At 36.2% G+C, this 21,152-nt stretch carries 20 protein-coding genes; 10 read left to right on the top strand and 10 right to left on the bottom strand.

Features of this window, described 5'->3' with window-relative positions; all coding sequences use genetic code 11:
* Window positions 1-41: 41 nt before the first annotated feature.
* Together ACHZEU_RS11775 and ACHZEU_RS11770 are read right to left on the bottom strand one after the other, a co-directional pair.
* The gene (locus ACHZEU_RS11775) at window positions 42-1,202 is read right to left on the bottom strand and encodes a response regulator (RefSeq protein WP_279493749.1); all 1,161 of its coding nucleotides are present in this window, start codon (window positions 1,200-1,202) and stop codon (window positions 42-44) included.
* A gap of 36 nt (window positions 1,203-1,238) precedes the next feature.
* Window positions 1,239-1,424 (bottom strand): putative motility protein, encoded by a 186-nt coding sequence (locus ACHZEU_RS11770; protein WP_004229797.1) that lies wholly within the window; start codon window positions 1,422-1,424, stop codon window positions 1,239-1,241.
* A 297-nt stretch (window positions 1,425-1,721) separates the two neighbouring features.
* On the opposite strand from ACHZEU_RS11770, the gene ACHZEU_RS11765 reads away from it, so the two are divergent.
* The 5 genes from ACHZEU_RS11765 (at window position 1,722) to nhaC (ending at window position 6,584) form a co-directional block, all read left to right on the top strand.
* Window positions 1,722-2,486, top strand: a complete 765-nt coding sequence (locus ACHZEU_RS11765) for a 3D domain-containing protein (protein ID WP_279493750.1) — start codon at window positions 1,722-1,724, stop codon at window positions 2,484-2,486.
* A gap of 161 nt (window positions 2,487-2,647) precedes the next feature.
* Window positions 2,648-3,199: a superoxide dismutase family protein gene (locus ACHZEU_RS11760; RefSeq protein WP_054549059.1), complete on the top strand. Its 552-nt coding sequence runs from the start codon at window positions 2,648-2,650 to the stop codon at window positions 3,197-3,199.
* Window positions 3,200-3,399: 200 nt separating this feature from the next.
* Entirely contained in the window at window positions 3,400-3,543 is a 144-nt protein-coding gene (locus ACHZEU_RS11755) for a hypothetical protein (RefSeq protein WP_167444843.1), read from the top strand.
* A 204-nt stretch (window positions 3,544-3,747) separates the two neighbouring features.
* A complete protein-coding gene (locus ACHZEU_RS11750) occupies window positions 3,748-4,857 on the top strand; it encodes an amidohydrolase (RefSeq protein WP_054549062.1) in 1,110 nt (369 codons plus the stop codon).
* Between the two features lie 278 nt (window positions 4,858-5,135).
* Window positions 5,136-6,584, top strand: coding sequence for a Na+/H+ antiporter NhaC (gene nhaC / locus ACHZEU_RS11745; RefSeq protein WP_048393453.1), 1,449 nt, complete (start codon window positions 5,136-5,138; stop codon window positions 6,582-6,584).
* Between the two features lie 55 nt (window positions 6,585-6,639).
* Here the strand turns inward: nhaC and ACHZEU_RS11740 are convergent, their stop codons facing one another.
* Window positions 6,640-7,881, bottom strand: a complete 1,242-nt coding sequence (locus ACHZEU_RS11740; protein WP_048393260.1) for a hypothetical protein — start codon at window positions 7,879-7,881, stop codon at window positions 6,640-6,642.
* Between the two features lie 80 nt (window positions 7,882-7,961).
* Here ACHZEU_RS11740 and ACHZEU_RS11735 point away from each other — a divergent pair, with 80 nt between their 5' ends.
* Together ACHZEU_RS11735 and ACHZEU_RS11730 are read left to right on the top strand one after the other, a co-directional pair.
* Window positions 7,962-9,074 carry a mandelate racemase/muconate lactonizing enzyme family protein gene (locus tag ACHZEU_RS11735; protein ID WP_004229770.1) on the top strand — a complete coding sequence of 371 codons (1,113 nt, stop codon included), beginning with the start codon at window positions 7,962-7,964 and terminating at the stop codon, window positions 9,072-9,074.
* Window positions 9,075-9,085: 11 nt separating this feature from the next.
* Window positions 9,086-9,769 (top strand): GNAT family N-acetyltransferase, encoded by a 684-nt coding sequence (locus tag ACHZEU_RS11730; RefSeq protein ID WP_257961687.1) that lies wholly within the window; start codon window positions 9,086-9,088, stop codon window positions 9,767-9,769.
* Between the two features lie 61 nt (window positions 9,770-9,830).
* On the opposite strand, the gene ACHZEU_RS11725 is transcribed toward ACHZEU_RS11730, so the two are convergent.
* Window positions 9,831-10,541 (bottom strand): hypothetical protein, encoded by a 711-nt coding sequence (locus tag ACHZEU_RS11725; protein ID WP_036078049.1) that lies wholly within the window; start codon window positions 10,539-10,541, stop codon window positions 9,831-9,833.
* A gap of 119 nt (window positions 10,542-10,660) precedes the next feature.
* Here ACHZEU_RS11725 and ACHZEU_RS11720 point away from each other — a divergent pair, with 119 nt between their 5' ends.
* Complete coding sequence (locus ACHZEU_RS11720; protein ID WP_054549066.1) at window positions 10,661-11,092, top strand: DUF4395 domain-containing protein; 432 nt, start codon at window positions 10,661-10,663, stop codon at window positions 11,090-11,092.
* Window positions 11,093-11,353: 261 nt separating this feature from the next.
* Here the strand turns inward: ACHZEU_RS11720 and ACHZEU_RS11715 are convergent, their stop codons facing one another.
* The 3 genes from ACHZEU_RS11715 to ACHZEU_RS11705 form a co-directional block, all read right to left on the bottom strand.
* Window positions 11,354-12,316 (bottom strand): multidrug resistance efflux transporter family protein, encoded by a 963-nt coding sequence (locus ACHZEU_RS11715; RefSeq protein ID WP_048393266.1) that lies wholly within the window; start codon window positions 12,314-12,316, stop codon window positions 11,354-11,356.
* A 176-nt stretch (window positions 12,317-12,492) separates the two neighbouring features.
* Window positions 12,493-13,722: a peptidase T gene (gene pepT / locus ACHZEU_RS11710; RefSeq protein WP_279493751.1), complete on the bottom strand. Its 1,230-nt coding sequence runs from the start codon at window positions 13,720-13,722 to the stop codon at window positions 12,493-12,495.
* Between the two features lie 90 nt (window positions 13,723-13,812).
* A complete protein-coding gene (locus ACHZEU_RS11705) occupies window positions 13,813-14,463 on the bottom strand; it encodes a lysoplasmalogenase (RefSeq protein WP_279493753.1) in 651 nt (216 codons plus the stop codon).
* A 132-nt stretch (window positions 14,464-14,595) separates the two neighbouring features.
* Here ACHZEU_RS11705 and ACHZEU_RS11700 point away from each other — a divergent pair, with 132 nt between their 5' ends.
* Window positions 14,596-16,275 carry a tripartite tricarboxylate transporter TctB family protein gene (locus ACHZEU_RS11700; protein WP_054549130.1) on the top strand — a complete coding sequence of 560 codons (1,680 nt, stop codon included), beginning with the start codon at window positions 14,596-14,598 and terminating at the stop codon, window positions 16,273-16,275.
* A gap of 41 nt (window positions 16,276-16,316) precedes the next feature.
* Here the strand turns inward: ACHZEU_RS11700 and ACHZEU_RS11695 are convergent, their stop codons facing one another.
* Both ACHZEU_RS11695 and chrR read right to left on the bottom strand, forming a co-directional pair.
* Window positions 16,317-16,742 carry a hypothetical protein gene (locus tag ACHZEU_RS11695; RefSeq protein ID WP_054549068.1) on the bottom strand — a complete coding sequence of 142 codons (426 nt, stop codon included), beginning with the start codon at window positions 16,740-16,742 and terminating at the stop codon, window positions 16,317-16,319.
* Between the two features lie 204 nt (window positions 16,743-16,946).
* Window positions 16,947-17,678: a class II chromate reductase ChrR gene (gene chrR / locus ACHZEU_RS11690; RefSeq protein WP_048393273.1), complete on the bottom strand. Its 732-nt coding sequence runs from the start codon at window positions 17,676-17,678 to the stop codon at window positions 16,947-16,949.
* Between the two features lie 368 nt (window positions 17,679-18,046).
* Here chrR and ACHZEU_RS11685 point away from each other — a divergent pair, with 368 nt between their 5' ends.
* Entirely contained in the window at window positions 18,047-19,570 is a 1,524-nt protein-coding gene (locus tag ACHZEU_RS11685; RefSeq protein WP_279493755.1) for a succinate CoA transferase, read from the top strand.
* Between the two features lie 73 nt (window positions 19,571-19,643).
* Here ACHZEU_RS11685 and ACHZEU_RS11680 read toward each other — a convergent pair whose 3' ends face one another.
* Window positions 19,644-21,125, bottom strand: a complete 1,482-nt coding sequence (locus ACHZEU_RS11680; RefSeq protein ID WP_048393276.1) for a DASS family sodium-coupled anion symporter — start codon at window positions 21,123-21,125, stop codon at window positions 19,644-19,646.
* Between the last annotated feature and the right edge of the window lie 27 nt (window positions 21,126-21,152).

Genomic DNA, 21,152 nt, shown 5'->3' with positions numbered 1-21,152 from the left:
TAAGCATGCTAGCACTGGACGCTAGCATGTTTTTCATGTCTTTAGGGGTAAACGCTTGTTTCATGCTCTTTTTCATGTGCATGTAAGACGTTTTGAAAAAGTTCTGTGGTTTCCTGAGATGGTGACACATTTAATTCTGTTAATAGAAGGCTATTAAAAGAATGGTATATTTTTATAGCTTCTGCGCGATTTCCAATTTCAGTATAATGTTGGATTAATTGTTGCACGATTTTGTCGGAATACGGATTAAACTCTAAAGCAAATAACAATGAACGCTCTCTGTTTTTAAGGTTCTGATTTTTAGAGTAATAAAGTATCAATTCATCAAGTAGTTGACTAAATTGTTTATTCATCAAATTTGTTTTACTAGTAGTCCATGCATAGTCCATTGTTGCCATAAATTCACCATGGTAATTTTGGATGAGTTCCTCAGCTTTTTCAATATTTAATCGTCCTGTTTCAGCTTTGGTATTTAAGATATCCTCCAAATCAAAGGCATCACATTGAAAATCGTTTAGTTTCAAAATATAGCAGCCATTTGCATATTCAATGACATCCGTGTAGCCATAAGATGAAAGTGTTGTACGTAAGTAGGAGACAGTAGTATGCAATTGTACTCTGGCTTTTTTTACATCCGTATCACTCCAAAGTGAATCTAAAATGTTATCACGAGGTACGGGCATATGAAGCTGTAAAAATAGAAAGGCAAACAATTCTTTGCTTTTAATTGTTCTCCAATGAATTACTTTTTCATCAAAAGAAACGACAAACTCTCCAAAGCATCTGATTTGAAGCATAGGCTTTTGATGCGTTCGAGTTTTCTCCGATGATAGATTTTTTTGGAATAGCTTTTGTATTCTGTTAATGGTTATCTCTAAACGAGATTTTGAAACTGGCTTTAATAAATAATCAAGTGATTGTACATCAAATGCCTGAACAGCATAGTCTCGATAGGCAGTTACAAAAATGATACAGATATTTTTATCCCATGTTTTTAACAGTTGTGCTACTTCTAATCCGCTCATACCTGGCATTTCAACGTCTAAAAATGCTACTTGAAAGTCTAAGGTAGGTCCTTCTTTCAATACATCCTTTGCAGTAGTAAAAGTTCGAATGACCTCTATGTTATCAAATTCATTTAAATGTTTTTTCATACTAACCAGAGCTAATGGCTCATCGTCCACGATAATTACCCGAATCACATAAGGAACCTCCTTTAGATAAATATGGCTGTATGATCAGATTGAGATATCTATTATGGATCCTTTATATGGGTGAGTAGGAGCTGTTTGTTGCTGAGGTAGTTCTTTCAGTAATTCAATTGCAGTAGTTGTGTTTAAATTAAGAGCATTTTGCATGACACTCATCTGTACTGTTTGTTGGAGTTCCATCAGCTGGGATGACATAAGTGAATTAACTTCCATTTTTATTCCCTCCTTTTCTTTTTTTATCGGCTAAATATAGCAAATATCTAATATAAAAAAGTCCTAAACAGACCTACTAAATTATAGTTTATACGCAATAAATTGATTAAATTACTAAAAAATTAATTGAAATTGTATATTTTTCCGTTTTTATAGTAATAATTCCTAATATCAGGTAGCTAGTCCTGAGTTATTAATTTGCAAACTTATGGTTGCTTACATATATAGAGCTTTTAACTCTAGTGTGCTAGCAACAGATTTGCAACAAATAATAAAATGATGGAGGTATTACTAAACATGAAGAAAAGAGCATTAGCTTTAGCGGTAGTATTGACATTTGGTGTGAGTCTCTATGCTAGTCCTTCCTTTGCTAAGGACAAGTCGCCAGGCAATATACTATGGGCACTCCCGCAAATTTATAATTTAACAGTTGGTGAGTTCCAGCAATTAAATGAAAAGGATTCATTATGGTTTTACCCAGAGCAAGACTTAGTGAAAGACACGTCAAAAGCAGAAGAACCATCGGGGGATGAATATGTCATCAAAGGTGGGGATACTTTATTTTCAATAGCTCGTATTAATAATGTAACTGTAGATGATTTGAAGAAATGGAATCACCTTGCGTCAGATTTGATTTTAGCTGGTGAATCGATAGCTATTAAAGCTTCAGCTGCAAAACCAAAACCAAAAACTTCCGAGGGGATTGCAACAGCTGCTAAGCCTGCTGCACCTGCCAAAACAAAACCAGCAAGTGCTCCAGCAACTGTCTCTGGTAAAACATTAACAATGCGTGCGACTGCGTATACAGCCTATTGTGAAGGCTGTTCAGGAATTACAGCAAATGGAACAGATATAAGGTCGAATCCTAATTTAAAGGTAATCGCTGTAGATCCACGGGTTATTCCACTTGGTACGAAGGTTTGGGTGGAAGGTTATGGTGAAGCAATCGCTGCTGATACAGGTGGAGCTATTAAAGGAAATAAAATCGATGTATTTATTCCTACTGAAGGACAAGCACTTCAGTGGGGTGTCAAAACAGTAACGGTAAAAATCTTAAATTAATTATGAAAGGGGTTTCTCGAACTTTGGGAAATCCCTTTTACTTTGGTTGAGTTTCCTATTCAAGCTCAAATGAAATAGGAGCCATTATAGAATCGTAAATGATTAATTTTGCATAAGTACTGAAGAAATTGGAAATCATCAGAAAGAGAGGAGGTATTTTTATGAAAAAAATAAGCTTAATGAGTCTTTCTTTACTAATTTTTGTTGCGGGTTGCAGTTTTTTCGATAAGAAAGAGGAGAAAGTAGCTGTCAATGCATCTACCCCTTTAACAGCTACTGCAAAAGTAATTGGTGCAAATAATGAAAGCTATGGCAATGCATATCTTCAAGAGGAAGATAATGGGGTTATGATGACGCTCGCATTAACAGGCTTACCACCAGGCACACATGGTATCCATATTCATGAAGTAGGAAAGTGTGAACCACCTAAATTTGAATCAGCTGGTGCCCACTTTAATCCAACAAACAAGGAACATGGTAAACTAAATCCTAATGGTTATCATTTAGGGGACTTACCAAATTTGGAAATTGGTGAAGATGGCAATGTGGATCTTAATTTTTTAGCTGAGGGGTTAACTTTACAAAAAGATCAACCAAATTCGCTATTAGATAGTGATGGAAGTGCTATTGTCATTCATGAATCAGCGGATGATTATAAAACAGATCCTGCTGGTAATTCAGGAGCTAGAATAGCCTGTGGAGCCATTCAATAGAATGAAAAGTGAGACTGTATCTGAATGTCAAAAGATGCAGTTTTTATTTTGTAAATAAATAGAAAAAATACGATAGTTCAATCTAAAAATGAGATAGGTTTTATAGTTATAATGCATAATGTATATAATTTATTGCAATTTACTAAAAATCTATTGTATAATCCTTTTATCAGAAAATTCAATTAATAAGGAGTGGTACAATGGGGAAGTTGTTAAATTCAAAGTTTGAAACGTATTTAATGGATCAAGAATTCGATTTACGTGAAGAAGAAGAGAAAAATGAGGAGCAAATGGTGAATATTCAGTATGAAGAGTATCCAGAAGGGTTTTTTACAAGTTTATAATGAAAATTTGATGGGCTATGTTGAAAGTATACTAACTTTTAGCATAGCCCATTGTATATTATACCTCTATTGATAAATGGCTTTTCCAGTGCATATGAATGTAATATATGATTAAAATAAGTGTATTAGGTCTGAAGACATATGTACTTTTCTGAAAAAAATTCATGTATAATGGGAAACAAAAATGCGTATAGAGGTGTAGTTATGTCGAAAGCTTTAACAGTAGAAGAAACGATTTATCAATGGTTTGATCATTTTCATCAATATCCCGAAGTAAGTTGGAAAGAGTTTGAGACTACTAAAAAAATTGCTTCCATACTGGATGAATTGCATGTTAGTTATCGTTTATTAGGTGATATACCAGGATTAATAGCTGAAATTGGGACTGGTAATGAAATTGTTGCAGTACGTGCTGATATTGATGCCTTATGGCAGGAAGTTGATGGGAAGTGGCAAGCAAATCATTCGTGTGGACATGATGCGAATATCTCCATGGTTCTTGGTGCATTATTACTACTGAAAGATCGCACCTTACAACATCGTATTCGTTTCATCTTCCAACCTGCTGAAGAACTAGGAAATGGCGCATGTGCAACGTTTGATAGAGGCGCGGTTGATGGAGTATCACATTTATTTGGTGTTCATTTAAGACCAATAGAAGAATTACCACTTGGCAAAGTTTCGCCTGCGATTCATCATGGCGCTGCTTATTTTTTAGAGGGATCTATTCAAGGTATAGATGCACATGGTGCTAGACCACATCAAGGTAAAAATGCCATTGATGTTATTATGGCCGTGCAACAAATGCTACACAGCATTCATTTATCACCATTTGAACCACATTCTGCTAAGTTAACAAAAATCATTGCGGATGGTGGTAGTACAAATATTATTCCAGGTAATGCTAGTTTCTCAATGGATGTTCGCGCACAGCATAATCAACAACTTGAATTGTTGCGCAGTAAAATTGAATCTGGCCTGAAATCAATACAGCAACAATTTGAAATTGATATGAGTTGGAAGTGGATAGATTTCACACCAGGTGCTGAAGTTTCCCCAACTGCTGCGAACATGGCCAAGAATGCCATCATTGAGGCTTTGGGAGAAGGGCATTTAGCAGATGAAATAACTACACCAGGTAGTGATGATTTCCATTTCTATACAGTTAAAAAGCCAGAATTAAAAGCGGCAATGATTGGAATTGGTGCAAATTTAACACCAGGATTACACCACCCTAAAATGACATTTGATCGTAGTGCCTTAATTGATGCTGCGAAAGTACTTGCATGTGTATTAGAAAAAAAGCCTGAATAAAAAAATATTAAAAGCTATATGAAAAAATGTAACTTTTTTTTCATATAGCTTTTTTGCATGAACATTTTTAATGATGCATGGATATTCAAGGGTTTGCATTGTTTTTTATTGCTACTTGAAAGCGTTTTATTACGCTAAAATAAAGGGATTTGCTAGGGAAGCATAAATTTTTTGCGTTGACTTTTAATTTTTTGAATATTAAGCTAAAAAACGTAAAAAATTATTTGCGTCTTGAAAAAACCGAAAAGGGATTTGGTGCAAAAAAAGGGGATGGAAAAATGAAAAAGGATATTAATGCGGGCTGGGCACTACTAACTTTTGCAATTATGATTATTACTATGTTGATTACAGTAGTTGTTTTAGAGCAAAGTCCTCACGTACCTCTTCTTGTTGGCACAACTGTAGCAGCAATTGTTGCCAAAATGCATGGATATAAATGGGCAGAAATTGAAGAGATGATGTATAAAGGGATACGTCTGGCATTACCTGCCATTGTTATTATTATTTTAGTAGGTTTGACAATTGGGGCATGGATTGGCGGCGGTGTCGTAGCAACAATGATTTTCTACGGTCTAAAGTTAATTTCTCCAGCGTGGTTCCTTGTGACAATCATGTTGTTATGTTCAATTGTGTCATTAGCTATTGGTAGTTCATGGTCTACAATGGCTACAATTGGTGTCGCGGGTATGGGTATTGGTTTAAGTATGGGTATTCCAGCGGCTATGATTGCTGGTGCTGTTATTTCGGGTTCATACTTTGGAGATAAGATGTCACCATTATCAGATACAACAAATCTAGCAGCAGGATTAACTGGTACAGATCTGTTTGCACATATTAAGCATATGCTTTATACAACGATTCCAGCGTTGATTATTTCACTTGTTGTTTTTGGATTCATGGGTAGAAAATTTGCAGAAGTTTCAATGCAATCTGAAGAAATATTAACAACTTTAAAAGTGATGGAAGAAAGCTTCGTTATTTCTCCTTTACTATTACTTGTTCCTGTGGGGGTTATTGTATTAGTAGCTAAGAAAGTACCAGCAATTCCAGCTTTAATTATAGGGATTGTTTCAGGTTTCTTACTACAGATTTTTGTACAAGGTGGTTCAGCTGCAAGTGCTGTACAAGCATTACAGGCAGGCTTTGAAATCTCAACAGGTAATCACATGGTGGATGATTTATTTAACCGTGGTGGTCTAGACTCGATGATGAATACGGTTTCAATGACGATTGTAGCGATGACATTTGGTGGTATTTTAGAGTATTCAGGAATGTTAAAGGCATTGATGAATGTAATTGTGAAGTTTGCTAAATCTACTGGAAGTCTTATTGCTTCAACGATTGCAGCTTGTGTAACAACCAACGCAACATGTTCTGAGCAATATATCTCAATTGTTGTTCCTTCACGTATGTTCGCGGGTGTCTATCAACAACGTGGTTTACATTCTAAAAACCTCTCTCGTGCATTAGAGGATGGGGGAACATTAACATCTGTTTTCTTCCCTTGGAATACTTGTGGTGTGTTTATTTTAGCTACTTTAGGTGTAAGTGCAATGGAATATGCACCATATGCAATTCTTAACTTTACTGTACCGATTATTTCTATTATCTATGGATATATTGGATTTGCTATTGTTAAATTAACGCCAGAAGAAATAGCAGAAGCTGAGAAGCGTAAAAAGGCGCAAGAAGCTGAAAATACGGATAATTTGGTAATGGTTGACTAAAATAAAAATTCTCGTAGATTCATGTGTATCTACGAGAATTCTTTTATGAGGCAGTTTAGTAAGTTGCAAAATTCAATTGATAAATTTTACGAGGACGTCCTTGTTGATGGGTCATTTCTTCACCAACAATATTTACATAGCCATTATCAACTAATTTTTTAATAATACGCTCTGTAGTACGTCGTGTTACTTGGAGGTATTCAGAAAGATTTTGAGATGTAAATTGAGCTGACTGTCGTTCGTTACTAAAATTGATTATTTTAGAAATATTTAATGGACTTAAACTTGTAAGCTTAGCCATTTGTAAAACATAAGGATCATCGGTTTTTAAAGAAATTTTACCTTCTGTATTAGGGAAAGGCCCTAATAAGTTTTTATGTTCATCAAGAATATAAATCTCAAAAGGTTTAGTAAATGTTAAAGCATGCTGAGCATTTTGTGTGGCCTCCAAAATGGAATAGCCATAGCCAAATGCTAGCTTAAAAGGTTGTTCAACTTGCTGTATGAGCTGCTCTAAGTTTTCCTTTTCGAGAGCATTTTGAAGATGTCCAGCAGTTGTGTATAGCTCAAAGGAATGCGTTGAAATTTGCTTAAAAGTTGAAAAGGTAGCTTTCGCAATTTGACTTAAAACAGTTGATTCAATGGAAGTATTTTTAGGGATTTCTAAGAGACCCACTACAGCCTTGAAAGCTTCTGACTTGGTTAATAGTGATTTTGATTTTGTTTCTTCAAGGCATTGAATAATAGATTTGGTAGCATCTAACATACGCATTGACGGTATTTGAAGTGCTTGTAATTCATCAAATACACTATGAATACTGGTAATGACAAAATCAATACTTTTTGAATTCCACAGGGCGATATGGCGTTTTAAAATATTCTCAGTTGGCTCAGTAATCGAAATATGCTGAACATGTGGCTTTTGACCATGAAATTCTATTTCTGCTAAAACATTATCAACGAATGCAGGATTCATTACATCAATGGATATCCTGTCGATAGCTACAGCATGTTTGGCTACTAATGATAATAATGTTGTAGAAATGGTTGTTTCATCTTGCTTAATATAATTCCAAGGTATTGGAACTTCTGAAAGTAATGATTGAGTGTGTAGATAAGGTAACGTTCCTCCGAATAATATTGCATCACACGGTTTTATTTGCTTCATTAAAGTAGGCGCTTCAGAGGGGTGGCTGTAAAGATAAAATTCTAATTGAATATCCGTTATGTTTTGTGCGATACTAATAATACGTTTCATAAATGCTTTTGAACATATAATCGCTATTTTGGTAGACATGGACATCACTCCTTTTCTATTTTTTTAAACATTTAGCGACGTATTAGCGACAACTTTAACGACAGAGGAGACTGATTACGATGAAAATTAAACAAGTAGAAATTTTTGCTATACATTTACCGCTAATTGATCCATTCATCATTAGTTATGCTACATATGATACAATGCCTTCCATTATTTTAAAAGTAACTACCGATACAGGTGTGGTAGGGTATGGTGAAGCTGTTCCTGATGAACATGTAACAGGTGAATCATGGGAAAGTACATATGCTGTACTAAAACATCAGCTAGTCCCAGCTATTATTGGAGAAAGTCCAATGGCCTTTGAAAAACTACACGATAAAATGAATAAAGTTGTGAAAGATGTACCAGCAGCAAAAGCAGCGATCGATATTGCTTGCTTCGATATTGCTGGAAAAGCCTTAGGTGTGCCTGTATACCAACTTTTAGGTGGACGTTATCATGAAAAATTCCCAATCACACATGTACTAAGCATTGGAACACCTGAAGCAATGGCAGAAGAGGCAGCTAATCGAGTAGAAATGGGCTATCGCTCTTTTAAAATGAAGGTAGGTACAGAGGTACTTCGTGATGTAGCCCGTATAAAAGCGGTACGTGAGCGAGTAGGCGAAGACATTGCTATTCGAGTGGATGTAAATCAAGGTTGGGGTAATGCTGCCACTACTTTACAAGGTTTACGTGCTATGAAAGATTTAAATATCGATTGGCTAGAGCAACCTGTCGATAGCGAAGACATTGATGGAATGGTAGAAATTAAATCAAAGTCTGATGTAACATTAATGATTGATGAAGGACTACGAGGCGTACGTGAAATGCGTGAAATTATTGCCAAGCGTGCAGCAGATAAAGTAAATATTAAATTAATGAAGTGTGGTGGCATCTATCCTGCTATGAAGCTTGCTGTTATGGCGGAAATGGCAGGAATTGAATGTCAAGTTGGTTCCATGGTAGAGTCGTCAGTTGGTTCTGCTGCAGGCTTCCATGTAGCATTTTCTAAGAAGATAATGACGAGTGTAGAACTAACGGGTCCATTAAAATTCTCAAAGGATGTTGGGAACTTACATTATGATGTGCCATTTATTTGCTTAAATGAGAAACCCGGATTAGGGGTAGATGTAGATGAAGCTGTCATCCAGGAATTATGTAAGTTTTCAACTGTTGTCACAGCCTAAGGAGGCTTAATATGGAAATTATCTATGATGGTATGCTTGGTGAGACACCGTTTTTTGTTATAAAATTAACACTCCAACATTTACAACAAATTGAAGAGCTACAAGTTGAGGTTTATGAAGCTTTAGCAGACCAAAGTATCCTCCAACCCTTAAGCACAGAGGAATTTGAGTATATTTTAAATGGTCATGGAATGATGATAGGTGCTTATGTAGGGGAAGAATTAATCGCCTTTCGTGCACTGTTAAACCCGCCAATTGATGAAGAACACCTTGGCTATGATTGTGGGATTGCAGAAAACGAATTTCAACGTGTTTTATATCAGGAAATATCGAATGTTTCACCAAAATATCGAGGTTACGGATTACAGAAAACATTAGCTACAGTAGTGATGGAAAATATCGATTTAGAAAAATACGATTATGTTTGCTCCACTGTAAAGCCATATAATATTCCGAGCTTAAAGGATAAATTCTCGCAAGACCTCGTTATTAAAGGATTAAAAATTAAATATGTAGATAAGCTTCGTTATATTTTTTATAAAGACTTACGACAAGAGATGTCCCCGAACTTTACTGAAAAACAAGTGATATCGATGGGAGACACAACTGCGCAACAGCAACTTTTAAAACAAGGTTTCCTTGGCACGTCTATGTTTGAAGAAAACAACGGTTGGTTTGTAGTATACGAAAAATAAAGCACAAAGCCTTACCTTTCACATGAATTTGTGGAGGGTAAGGCTTTTTTAAAAGGCTCTATTATTTTTTCATTGGGCAAAAACCACAAGCCATTAAACCAGGGATATCTTTAGAAAAACAGCATGATTTTCTTACAGGAACGTTGACTAAATTAGTCGGGCTAAGACCACCTGTATATTGTGCCCACCAAGATTTATTGGAGAAGCGTGCCCATGTTTTTGGGTCCTCTAAAGCCTCAATATCCTCCATGGCTTGATCGGCTAAGCCAGGATTAGATAATAATATATGATAATGCCATAGCAAATAGCCGAAGAAATTTTCCCAAATGGTAAGGGGGGAGATGGAGGTTACTTTACGAAGCTGTTGGACAATGACATGGCCATCGTAAAGAATTTTCTCAATAACAGCTTGGCGTTCATCTTCATCAACGTAGCGCCAATCATTTGGATTGGCAAACATGGCAACAGTAAAGCTATTAAATTCCTTTGCAGCATCAAAACGCAATTCAAGTGGCTTACCATCCCATACTTCGTCATAAGCGGCAAGCATATAAAATTGCATAGCAAAAAACATCCCATAACGGCGTGCAAAGTGAGAAATAGCTGCTGTTTCTGTTGCTGCATCTGTTATACCCATCATAAGGTTTAAAAAATCAGGATGGTAAAAGTCTTTATGTATATCAGCTAAAGTAAATAAAGTCCGCTTAGGTTCAGTTGTATAAATACTGTACGAGTTTAATTGTTGAACTTGATCCATTGTTAAAGCTGGCATAGTTATCCTCTTTTCCTTTGAACATCTGTTAACTTCATTATAAAGTAATCATTTTTGCTTCACAAATGGAATATCATGTAGTAAAATACATTAAACATATCAGAAAGGTGGGTTTTAGGGTGTCGCAACTTCATACAATTCCAAGACCACTTGTTAGACTGAACCAGTGGACTATTCTTCTGAGTGTCATTTTATCATGGGTAACAGGAATTACCTGGATATTAGTAATTCCACTAGCTGCAAATTTACTAGGTATTTTATGCAACTATAACCCGATACTTCGTGTAGGGAAGCTCTTTTTAACAAAGGCTCCATCTACATATATACCAGAGGATGCTCAGCAGCAAAAATTTAATTCAAGTATTGCTAGCCTTTGTTTAGCAGCTGGTTTATTAGGTTATCTGTTACATTGGCAGGTTGTTGGTCATATCTTTACTGGCCTGGTTGCAATTGCATCGGCCATCGCAATAGCAGGCTTTTGTATAGGCTGTTTTTTACATTTTCAGTTGAAGCAATGGCAGTACCGACGCTCATTAAAAAAATCTTTTTGAAAAAGTAAAAAAATTATAAGATTATGATTGACATTTTAATTGATAATGATTATCATTATCGTATAAAGATTATTCCTCGTCTACAATACAGTGTAGAGAGGATGAACTTTAGCTACTTTTCTCCAGAAGTTTGCTAGTTCATGATTACGCTCCTAAAACCCCCCTCATTTTTTGGGAACGTGAAAATCTCAGACGACTTATTCTAAATTTAGAATAGAGTCGTCTTTTTTTTTGTAAAAAAACAGCCCATAAAATGGACTGCTAAGAAGTTGTGTTTTGTTGCACAGCATTCTTTTTCCCGATAATCATTGTATAGTAACTATGTAATAGCATACCAACAATGATAACTCCGAGACCTGCAAGTGCAATAGGGCTAGGGAAGGCAATTCCTAATAGTAATACCTCACCTATAATAACGAAAAGAATTTCTGTTGACTGAGTTGCTTCCACAGCAGCTAGCTTGCCTTGATGGTCTCTTACGCGATCCGTTGCTATGAAAAATAAAACTGTTGCTATAACGCCTGAGCTAATTCCAACAAGCAATGATTGAAACATTTGACTTGCTGAGGGTAGTCCTACTGTAAGAACGGCATAAATAGCTATGATGATCCATGCTGGCATTGAAGCAATGGTCATTCCTAACACCCGCTGAAAAGTATCGATTCGGCCCCCACAAACTTCCATCATTTTACGATTGCCGAGAGGATAAGCAAAAGCTGCAACGATGACAGGTAAAATACCAAGCATTAAACTTCTAAACGATACTGATTGTGCATGAGGTATTTGTATAAGCAAAATACCTACTAAAATGACGCATGAAATAAGCAAGGATATGAAAGGTATTTTTTGTCGCACTGTTTTACCAGCAATGATCGATACAAAAAGAGGAGCTAATAATACACCAGCAACGATTGTAAACTGCCATGTACCTGAAACCAACCAACCTGGACCAAAAGCAGCAGCAAATGTTAATGGCGCGTAAAATAAAACAAATCCAACAAAGCTCCAAAGTAGCCATGCTATAGGCTGTGCTTTTATTTCACCAGAAAGCTGTGAAAAGCCCTTACGATAAAAGACAATGATAAGCAAGAAAGGGAGCATAAAAAAATAGCGTAATGATGCACTCCATAGCCAACTACCACCTTGCATTTCCATTGCGTGATTTAAAATAAATGTCACGGCAAAGAAAAGGGAAGCTAAAATACCTAATGCAATTTCTTTCATAAACATCACCTCAATTTGAGTTTATAACCTCAAACCCTTTATGTAATTTGAAAATTCAGTAATTATGGCTGAAAAAATTACGAAGAGAGGAAAAACCCCTCTTCGTAGCTATGAAAATTTTTCATGATTCCTTAGGTAAATGCGTATAGAAATAAGCTCACTCAAAATTAAAACTATTATTTTGCTTGCTGTTCAAAAAGCTGAACGATTTCTATGATAACTTGAGTTGCTTTTTCCATTGTTTCAGCGGATACATATTCGAATTTGCCATGCATGTTTTCGCCACCAGCGAAAATATTTGGTGTCGGTAGGCCCATATAAGATAATTGTGAGCCATCTGTACCGCCACGAATTGGCAGGGTATTCGGTGTAATATCTAATTTTTCCATTGCAGTACGTGCAATGTCAACAATTTCTTTTACAGGCTCAATTTTTTCACCCATATTGTAGTATTGATCTTCAATGGTAATACTCAGTGCATGCTCACCAAATTGTGCTTGAATTTTAGCTGCAGCATCACGCATTAATTGTTTTTTCTCTTCAAACTTTTGGCGATCATGGTCACGCACGATATAAGATAGCTCAGTATGCTCAAGAGCCCCTTTAAAGCTCATTAAATGAATGAAACCTTCATAACCTTCTGTCTTTTCAGGAACTGCGTCAGCAGGCATTTCATTTTGGAAGGCAATAGCCATTGTAATAGCATTCACCATTTTATTTTTTGCTGAACCAGGATGGACGCTAGTGCCTTTTGTAATTACTTTTACGCCAGCGGCATTGAAGCTCTCGAATTGTAGTTCGCCAAGTGGTCCACCATCCATAGTATAGGCATAGTCTGCACCGAAAGCGGCGACATCAAATTTATGTGGTCCACGACCGATTTCTTCATCCGGCGTGAAGGCTACACGGATTTTACCATGCTTAATAGTAGGATTTTTAATGAGGTACTCCATTGCCGTCATAATTTCAGCAATCCCTGCCTTATCATCAGCGCCTAATAAAGTAGTACCATCTGTTGTAATAAGTGTTTGGCCTACATAGTTTTTAAGCTCTGGGAAGTCAATCGGAGACATAACTAAGTTTTCGTTTAACTGAATATCTCCACCATCATAATTATCTACACGCTGTGGCTTCACATTTGTGCCTGTATAGTCAGTAGCTGTATCAACATGGGCTAAAAAGCCGATAGTTGGTACTTCTTTTTCTGTATTAGCTTCTAATGAGGCAAATAAATAGCCATTTTCATCTAATGTAATGTCTGTTAAACCAATTTCGGCAAGTTCGTCTTTTAAAACATGTAATAAGTCAAATTGCTTTTGTGTAGAAGGAGTTGTTTCGCTTGTGAAGTCTGATTGTGTATCAATTTTTGCATAGCGTATTAATCGCTCAATTACTTGTTCTTTCATAAGTATGGCCTCCTAATGTATATATGTTAAAATTCTTTGTGCTTTTACAAAGCCGATTCCAGGCGCAATTATGTCTTGGCATAATCGATATTATTGTAACACTTTACTTCGGATTTCGGAATATTGAAGGATACTTAAAGCAATAAGTAATTGGGCGCTATAATAAGTCAGCATGATAATTTCATGAGAAAATGCTAGTGGCATGACAAATTTGTTAATAGCTAAATAAGAATCAGAAGCAATAAATAATATTGCACCACTTGTTGCCAGAGTAGATCCAGTTTTAATAGCTGTCCATCCCATTGTGAGTATCACAGAAATGTAGGCGATTACTGCAATACCAAGTATGGTTTCACCTGTTTTAAAGACAGATCCCGCAATCCATATAGCCATACTTGCTCCATAGAGTAATAATAGTATTTTAGCCCAAGTTGGTACATGCCGCTCATTTGCAGTAGAGAAAGCAAAAATATAAAAGATATGCCCAATAAGAAAGCTAGTTAGACCGATTAAAAACCACTGCAATGTATAGTCTCCAATCATGCAAAATACAAGCCCAGCAATAATCAAAAGTTGGTATTTTTTAATATGTAATGGCTTCTGAATCGCAGCTAAAATAATGATGAGCAACATAGGAATCACTTTAAAGATGAGTTTTAAACTTTCAGCAATATGGGAAAAGAGAAAAATATAATAAAGACCCAATAAAATAATGACACTGATTAATAATTTTTTTAACAAATTTTTCAGCTCCTTTCCTTTTGAAATTCAATATTTATGGTAGAATTCCTTTCTGTACAACGTATGTATGAAACTTTTTTAGTATGTAACCGTAAAGTAAGTAGTGAGAAAGAAGAAGAGAGGATGAACCAAATGACTAAGCTACTGATAGCTTCAGCAGTCATTGCATTGATCGCAAGTGTGCTAGTGACACCGCTTATTACGAAGAAGCGAGAAGATGGACAATCGAAAAAGGTAATAGGATACTTTTTTATTGGAGTCTTTGTACTAGGGTTTTTAGCCACAGGGATTACGTTATATGTAACAAAAATTGATGTAAATTGGCTTGTTTTTTGGCCTGCTATTATTTTATTAACGTTAGTGGGTGCTCTGCTAGCAAGTGGTATCGAAAGGAAAATAAAAGGTGTTTTATTTTTAGCAAGTCTAGGTGTAGCTGTGTATGTTTTATCAGCACCTTTATGGAATGCTAATGAAAAATTTAAGTCATCCGAAATGAAGGAAGAAGTTGAAATAAAACCATTCGATGAGACACAAACACCTGCAAGTGTACCACCGAAATTTGCTCGCAATAAAATGAAGAAGGCTTTCGGTCAAGTGCCAAATACGAGCTACTATGAATTAGGACGCTTACAAATTCAAAAAGTGAAGGGCGAATATGTTTATATCGCACCAGTTGAATTTTCTGGATTCTTTAAATGGATGAACGGTGGTACAACACCTGGTTACTTCATAATGAGTGCTACAGATTCTGCGGATAATCCTAAATTTATAAAAGAGGAAATGAAATATGTACCTTCCGCATATTTAAATGCTAATTTAGAACGTCATATTCGTTTACAACACCCATTCCTTATTTTTTATGGTGACGTACAGCTGGAAGTAGATGATGAAGGAAAGCCATACTATATTCGCTCATATGGGGAATTTATTTCTGCGCGTAATGGCTTTGATGTAAAAGGAATTGTCTTGGTTGATGCGCTGACGGGGAAATCAGAGGTCATTAAACTGGATCAAATACCTGAATTTATTGATGGTGCTGTATCACCAGAGACAGTAAGTTTACAAAACAGTTATTTCGGTAATTATGTACATGGTTTTTGGAATAGTATGTTTGGTAAAAAGGATGTAAAGATTCCTTCTGATGAAGGAACAGAATCGAATGTTAGCCCGATTTTCGATGAGAAGGGTGATATGTATTACTTTACAGATTTTACAAGTCCTAAAGAAGGTGTAGATTCAATGTTAGGCTATTCACTAACAAACGCACGAACAGGGGATGCAACATACTATACAGGGAATCAAGACTCAAGTTATATGGATTCACAAGGTAATTTACAAATAATAGAGAAGAAATTTATTGAGAAAAAGTGGAATGGCGAAATGCCAGTGTTGTATAACTTTTATGGAGAAGCGAGCTGGCTGACAGCGGTGCTAGATTCCAATGGTTTCTTACAAAACTATTTTATTGTTTCTGCAGCCAATCCTGAAATTTCCGTTTACGCTACTACTCCTAAGGAGGCGTTGAAATTATATAAAACAGCCTTAAGTCGAGGAGGAAATACTGTAGATGGTAGCTCAAGTGCTGAGGAAAAACAAATAAGTGGTAAGGTATTACGTGTATATAAAGAACGTCTAGGCGATTTTACAACTGTATCTTTCTTATTAAACAATGGTGAAAATTATTTAGTGAGTGCCGAAACAGAACCTTTAGCAATTTATTTACAGGAGGGTGATGAGGTAATACTCACTTATGGAGATACAGGAGAGCAGTTCCTACCAGTTCGCTCTCTTATAATTAGAGGACTACAATAAAAGAACAAAAGACGATCTTGTTATTACGAAGATCGTCTTTTTTATGTAGCTTGCCCTTGAACATAGGTAAGCATCTTTTCTCTATGGTTCATAAATAGTCTTTTTGCATGATCATTTAGTGTAAAGATTTCTTGTATATACCCCTGTAACAATTTATCTTCATATTCAAAAGCATGGCTTTGAGTGTTTTCTAAAATATAGGATAATAAAAGAGCATGCAAGACAACTACTTCTAAATTCTGTGTATTCGTAACGAATTTTAAATTGAGTATAGTAGTGTGAGAAACGAACTGATTGACATAATCAATGGGTTTTTTATATACATTCAAATCAATATGTGGCTCGAGTCTTTTTCTTAATTGGGTGCATTCATTATTTAGGTCTTCAATTTTTAAGAATAAACCTCTTACACTTCTCTTATGCTGTTGTTCTAAGGTGCGAGCAAGATGTTTATTGATATTGGACATTGTTTCTATAACTCCTTTCTTTAATAGGTATCATTTATTAATATGAATGGAATAGCTGGAAAAGGAAAGAGTCTTTTCGTTTAATTTAAGGTTAGATTTATAGAAGTAATCGTGGCAATATCCCTAGATTGAATATATATATATAATATTTTTATGTAAAAAATGGAATTATTATCATACGATAGTAACTCCATTCTCGTTAATTTATTTCCAATTAAACCCTTTAGTTGCTAAAAACTCTTTGATATGCGGACGTCGTTGTTCAATTAAAAAATCAGCCATCTGTTTTGTCCAGTTATCAATTTTTCTGTTAGACGAACGGCTGTTATAATATATTTCCATTTCCTCGTTGTAGGCTGGTAAAAGTTCTTCATATTTTTCAACATTGTATTCATTTTCATGTAATACAGCAGATACAGGTAAACGAGGTTTTACCTCATTGCGACGTGCAGGAACGCCGATTGTTAGCCCGAATAATGGGAAAACATGGTCAGGCAGATTAAATAATTCACTGATTTCAGAAGGTTTATTGCGTACACCTCCAATATAGCAAATGCCATAACCCATTGACTCTGCCGCAATAACAAAATTCTGTGCAAACAATGATACATCTGCTACCCCGACAAGGACATTTTCAGCTGAATCAGCTACAATATCCACTCCTTCTAGTTTCCCAGCCATTTGAAGTCGCTTGAAATCTACGCAAAAAACAAATGCCCCACCTGAAGTTTCATATTGACGTGGATTACCAGAGAGTAAGCCTAATTTTTCCTTTTTATCTGCATCTGTTACCCATATTACACTATAGGCTTGCACAAAATGTGATGTTGCAGCCATTTGTGCTGTTCCAATTAAATCTTCAATGATTTCTTTTGAAATCGGTTCTCCATCATAGATGCGTACCGAGGAATGGCTACGTAATAGTTCTTTAACCATTAAAAACTCTCTCCTTTGTGTCTGTTCTATACCTTGAGCATAGCACGCTTTTCTAGCAAAATCGAATAATGAGGAACAAAAAGTTATTTATAAATAATTTATAAATGACGAAATTATCTCGTAAAGTAAAATATTTCATTTAATATAGATTAAATATTCTAAATAGTATAAAATTATAGAAGCGACTGTTTATTTGGTTGTGCTACCAAAAAATTACATGATCTTTATTCACAAATGTTTAGACAGCATTAGCTATTAGGTAATGAAATCCTCCTGGAATAAAGATACATTCGCTGACGGATGTCACAGATTTACTGGAACCAAATATGCAAGTTGAACAAAAATAAAGTGGAATGGAGGAATAGGGAATGGAAGAAAAGTTAGCGAAAAAGCTTCGTCATGAACAATTACGAAGCAAGGTTGTAACAGCAGAAGAAGCAGCTTCTTGGATTAAGGATGGTATGGTATTAGGGATGAGTGGATTCACACGTGCTGGTGATGTAAAGGTTGTACCTCTTGCACTTGTAGAGAAAGCAAAAAAAGAGGATTTTCAAGTAGATGTCTTTACAGGTGCATCACTTGGACCTGAGGTAGACCAATATTTAGCAGAAGCAGGGGTCGTACGTAAGCGCGGTCCTTTCCAAGCAGATGCTGGCATTCGTAATAAAATCAATAGCGGTGATATCACATTTGTCGATGCCCATCTTTCCCATAATGCTGAGCTTGTTCGTCAAGGCATTATTGGACCAATTGATTTTGCGATCATTGAAGCGGCTGCTATTACAGAAGAAGGCTTATTAATTCCTACAACTTCAGTTGGTAACTCTCCCATTTTTGTGCAAGAAGCAGACCAAGTCATCATTGAATTAAACGTAGCACAGCTTGATGCATTAGAAGGTATACATGATATTTATGTACCTGCACAACAAGGAAAACGTGATCCAATTCCTTTACAGAATGTCTCTGATCGTCTTGGTATAATTGGAATTCCACTAGATTTAGATAAAGTAAAAGGCATCGTCATTTCGGATATATTAGATGCGCCATCAACGATTGTCCCTGCAGATGAAGAGACAGATGTTATGGCTAATCACTTATTAAATTTCCTACGTGAAGAGATTAAAGTAGGTCGCTTAACAACAAGTTTGCGTCCAATTCAATCTGGGGTAGGTTCAGTAGCAAATGCTGTATTGCTAGGCTTTAAAGACTCTGAGTTTGAGAACTTAGAAGTTTATTCAGAAGTTCTCCAAGATGCAGTATTTGAATTAATGGATGCAGGGAAAGTGAATTTTGCATCTGCTACTTCTATTACCCTTTCTGAGCAAGTAGGAAACCGTGTTTATGGGAATTTTGAAAAATATGCTGATAAATTAGTGTTGCGCCCTCAAGAAATTTCAAATCAGCCTGAAATTATTCGTCGACTCGGATTAATTTCAGTGAATACGGCATTGGAATTAGATATTTACGGCAATGTGAATTCCACACATGTTTCTGGTACAAAGATGATGAATGGTATCGGAGGGTCTGGTGACTTTGCTCGTAATGCACGTTTAGGAATTTTTGTAACAAAGTCTTATGCTAAGGGTGGAGATATTTCGAGTATTGTCCCAATGGTCTCACATGTGGATCATACGGAGCATGATGTTGATGTCATTTTAACTGAACAGGGCGTAGCAGATTTACGAGGACTTGCTCCAAAAGAACGAGTGGGACTTATCATTGATAATTGTGCACATCCTGATTATAGGGAGCAGCTGTGGCAGTACTTTAATGATGCCAATGAGGCAACGGGTGGACATCACACACCACATGACCTAGAAAAAGCACTATCATGGCACGTTAACTATGCGAAAAACGGTACGATGAAGGACCCTGCTTTTACGAAACAATAGTCTTATCTTAAAAGCCTTGAAGGACAGATAGTCTGTTTCTTCAAGGCTTTTACGTTTTAATTTAATGAAAGTTCTATAATAATCCAATCCATTTCCAATAAGTTGCAGAGAACAAAAGTACGAGAAGGAAACCGATAATGGTTAAGGGAATTCCAGATTTCAAGAAATCCTTTGTTGTAAAGGAGCCTGTACCATAGGCAAGCATGTTTTGTGGTGCACTAATTGGTAACAGGAAGCCAAAGCTTATGACGAATTGTTGCACAATAACAAAACCAACTTGATCAACATTAGCCGTTAATGTGGAGGCTAAAACGATAAACACAGGTATAAGTGCTGAGGCTAAGCTAGTTGCGCTTGCAAAACCTAAATGAATCAAAATGTTAAATAAAGTTACGAGTGCGATGGTTGCTAGTAAAGGCATAGTATCTAGCCCAAGTGAACCAAAAACTTTATCTGATAACCATGCAGCACCTTGCGTATTTAGTAAAATGGTTCCTAACATAATGCCTACCGCAAAGACGATAATTGTCCCCCATGGAATATGAGGCTCAACTTCCTTCCATGAATACACACCGATTTTAGGCATTAATAGAATCGCGATAGCAATAATTGTGACTGTTGTCGTATCAAATGGATGTAGCTTCCCTTCAGTTGCCCAGAAAAATAGTAAAACTACGGATGTAATGATTAAACGAATTTCAGGAGCCTTTAATGGGCCAAGCTCTGCAAGCTGTTTTTTGATGACCTCTTTACCACCTTCGATATTGCTAGTCTCAGGTTTAATTAAAGCAATCATAATGAAAAATAAAAAGATCGACATAATAATTGAGAAGGGGGCTGCATAAAGTAGCCAAGCACCCCATGAAATATCCACATTAAATTGCTCTTGGATAAAGTTTAAAGCCACCATATTTTGAGCTGCTGCAGTTTTAATACCAATATTCCAAATGGAAACGGCTTGTACCGAAGTAATAACTAATAAGGCAGCAAGCCGACTATCACGTGGTAAACCAAATGCTGCCACCATTCCAAGCAATATCGGTACTACCGCGCCAGCTCGTGCTGTAGCAGAAGGTACAAAAAATGCGAGGACGATAGACACTAAAATAGCGCCAAATACGATAGCTTTTGTTTTCGTTCCTACCAGTGAAAGAATCCAAAGTGCAAGTCGTTTATGTAGATTAGTAATTTGCATTGCTGCCGCTAGAAAAAGAGCTGCTGCTACTAAAGCAACGGCAGAATTACTAAAGCCACTTAAAGATAATTTTAATGCGCTAGCTGTTCCTAGCTCTGTAGTTGGATTATCCATTGACGGAGCGAGTCCTAGTAAAACAGTTACTAGTGCAATGATCATGGCCGAGCTCACAGGATATGAAACGGCCTCTGTAACCCAAAGGATGACTGCAAAAGCTAAAATGGCTAAAGCTCGTTGCCCAGCTATAGGTAAATCACCATTGTTAGGTAAGAAGGTAATAATGATTAGTAACGCGAATGCCAAGCCAATCCATAGTGGCTTTAAATTAAGTTTTGTAGCTGCTTGCTTTGGTGAAGACATATTTTCTCATCCTTTCTACGATAAAAA

The sequence above is a fragment of the Lysinibacillus sp. S1 genome (assembly GCF_044986265.1).
In the GTDB taxonomy this organism is placed as follows: domain Bacteria; phylum Bacillota; class Bacilli; order Bacillales_A; family Planococcaceae; genus Lysinibacillus; species Lysinibacillus capsici.
This window is presented reverse-complemented; position numbering and strand designations above follow the sequence as displayed.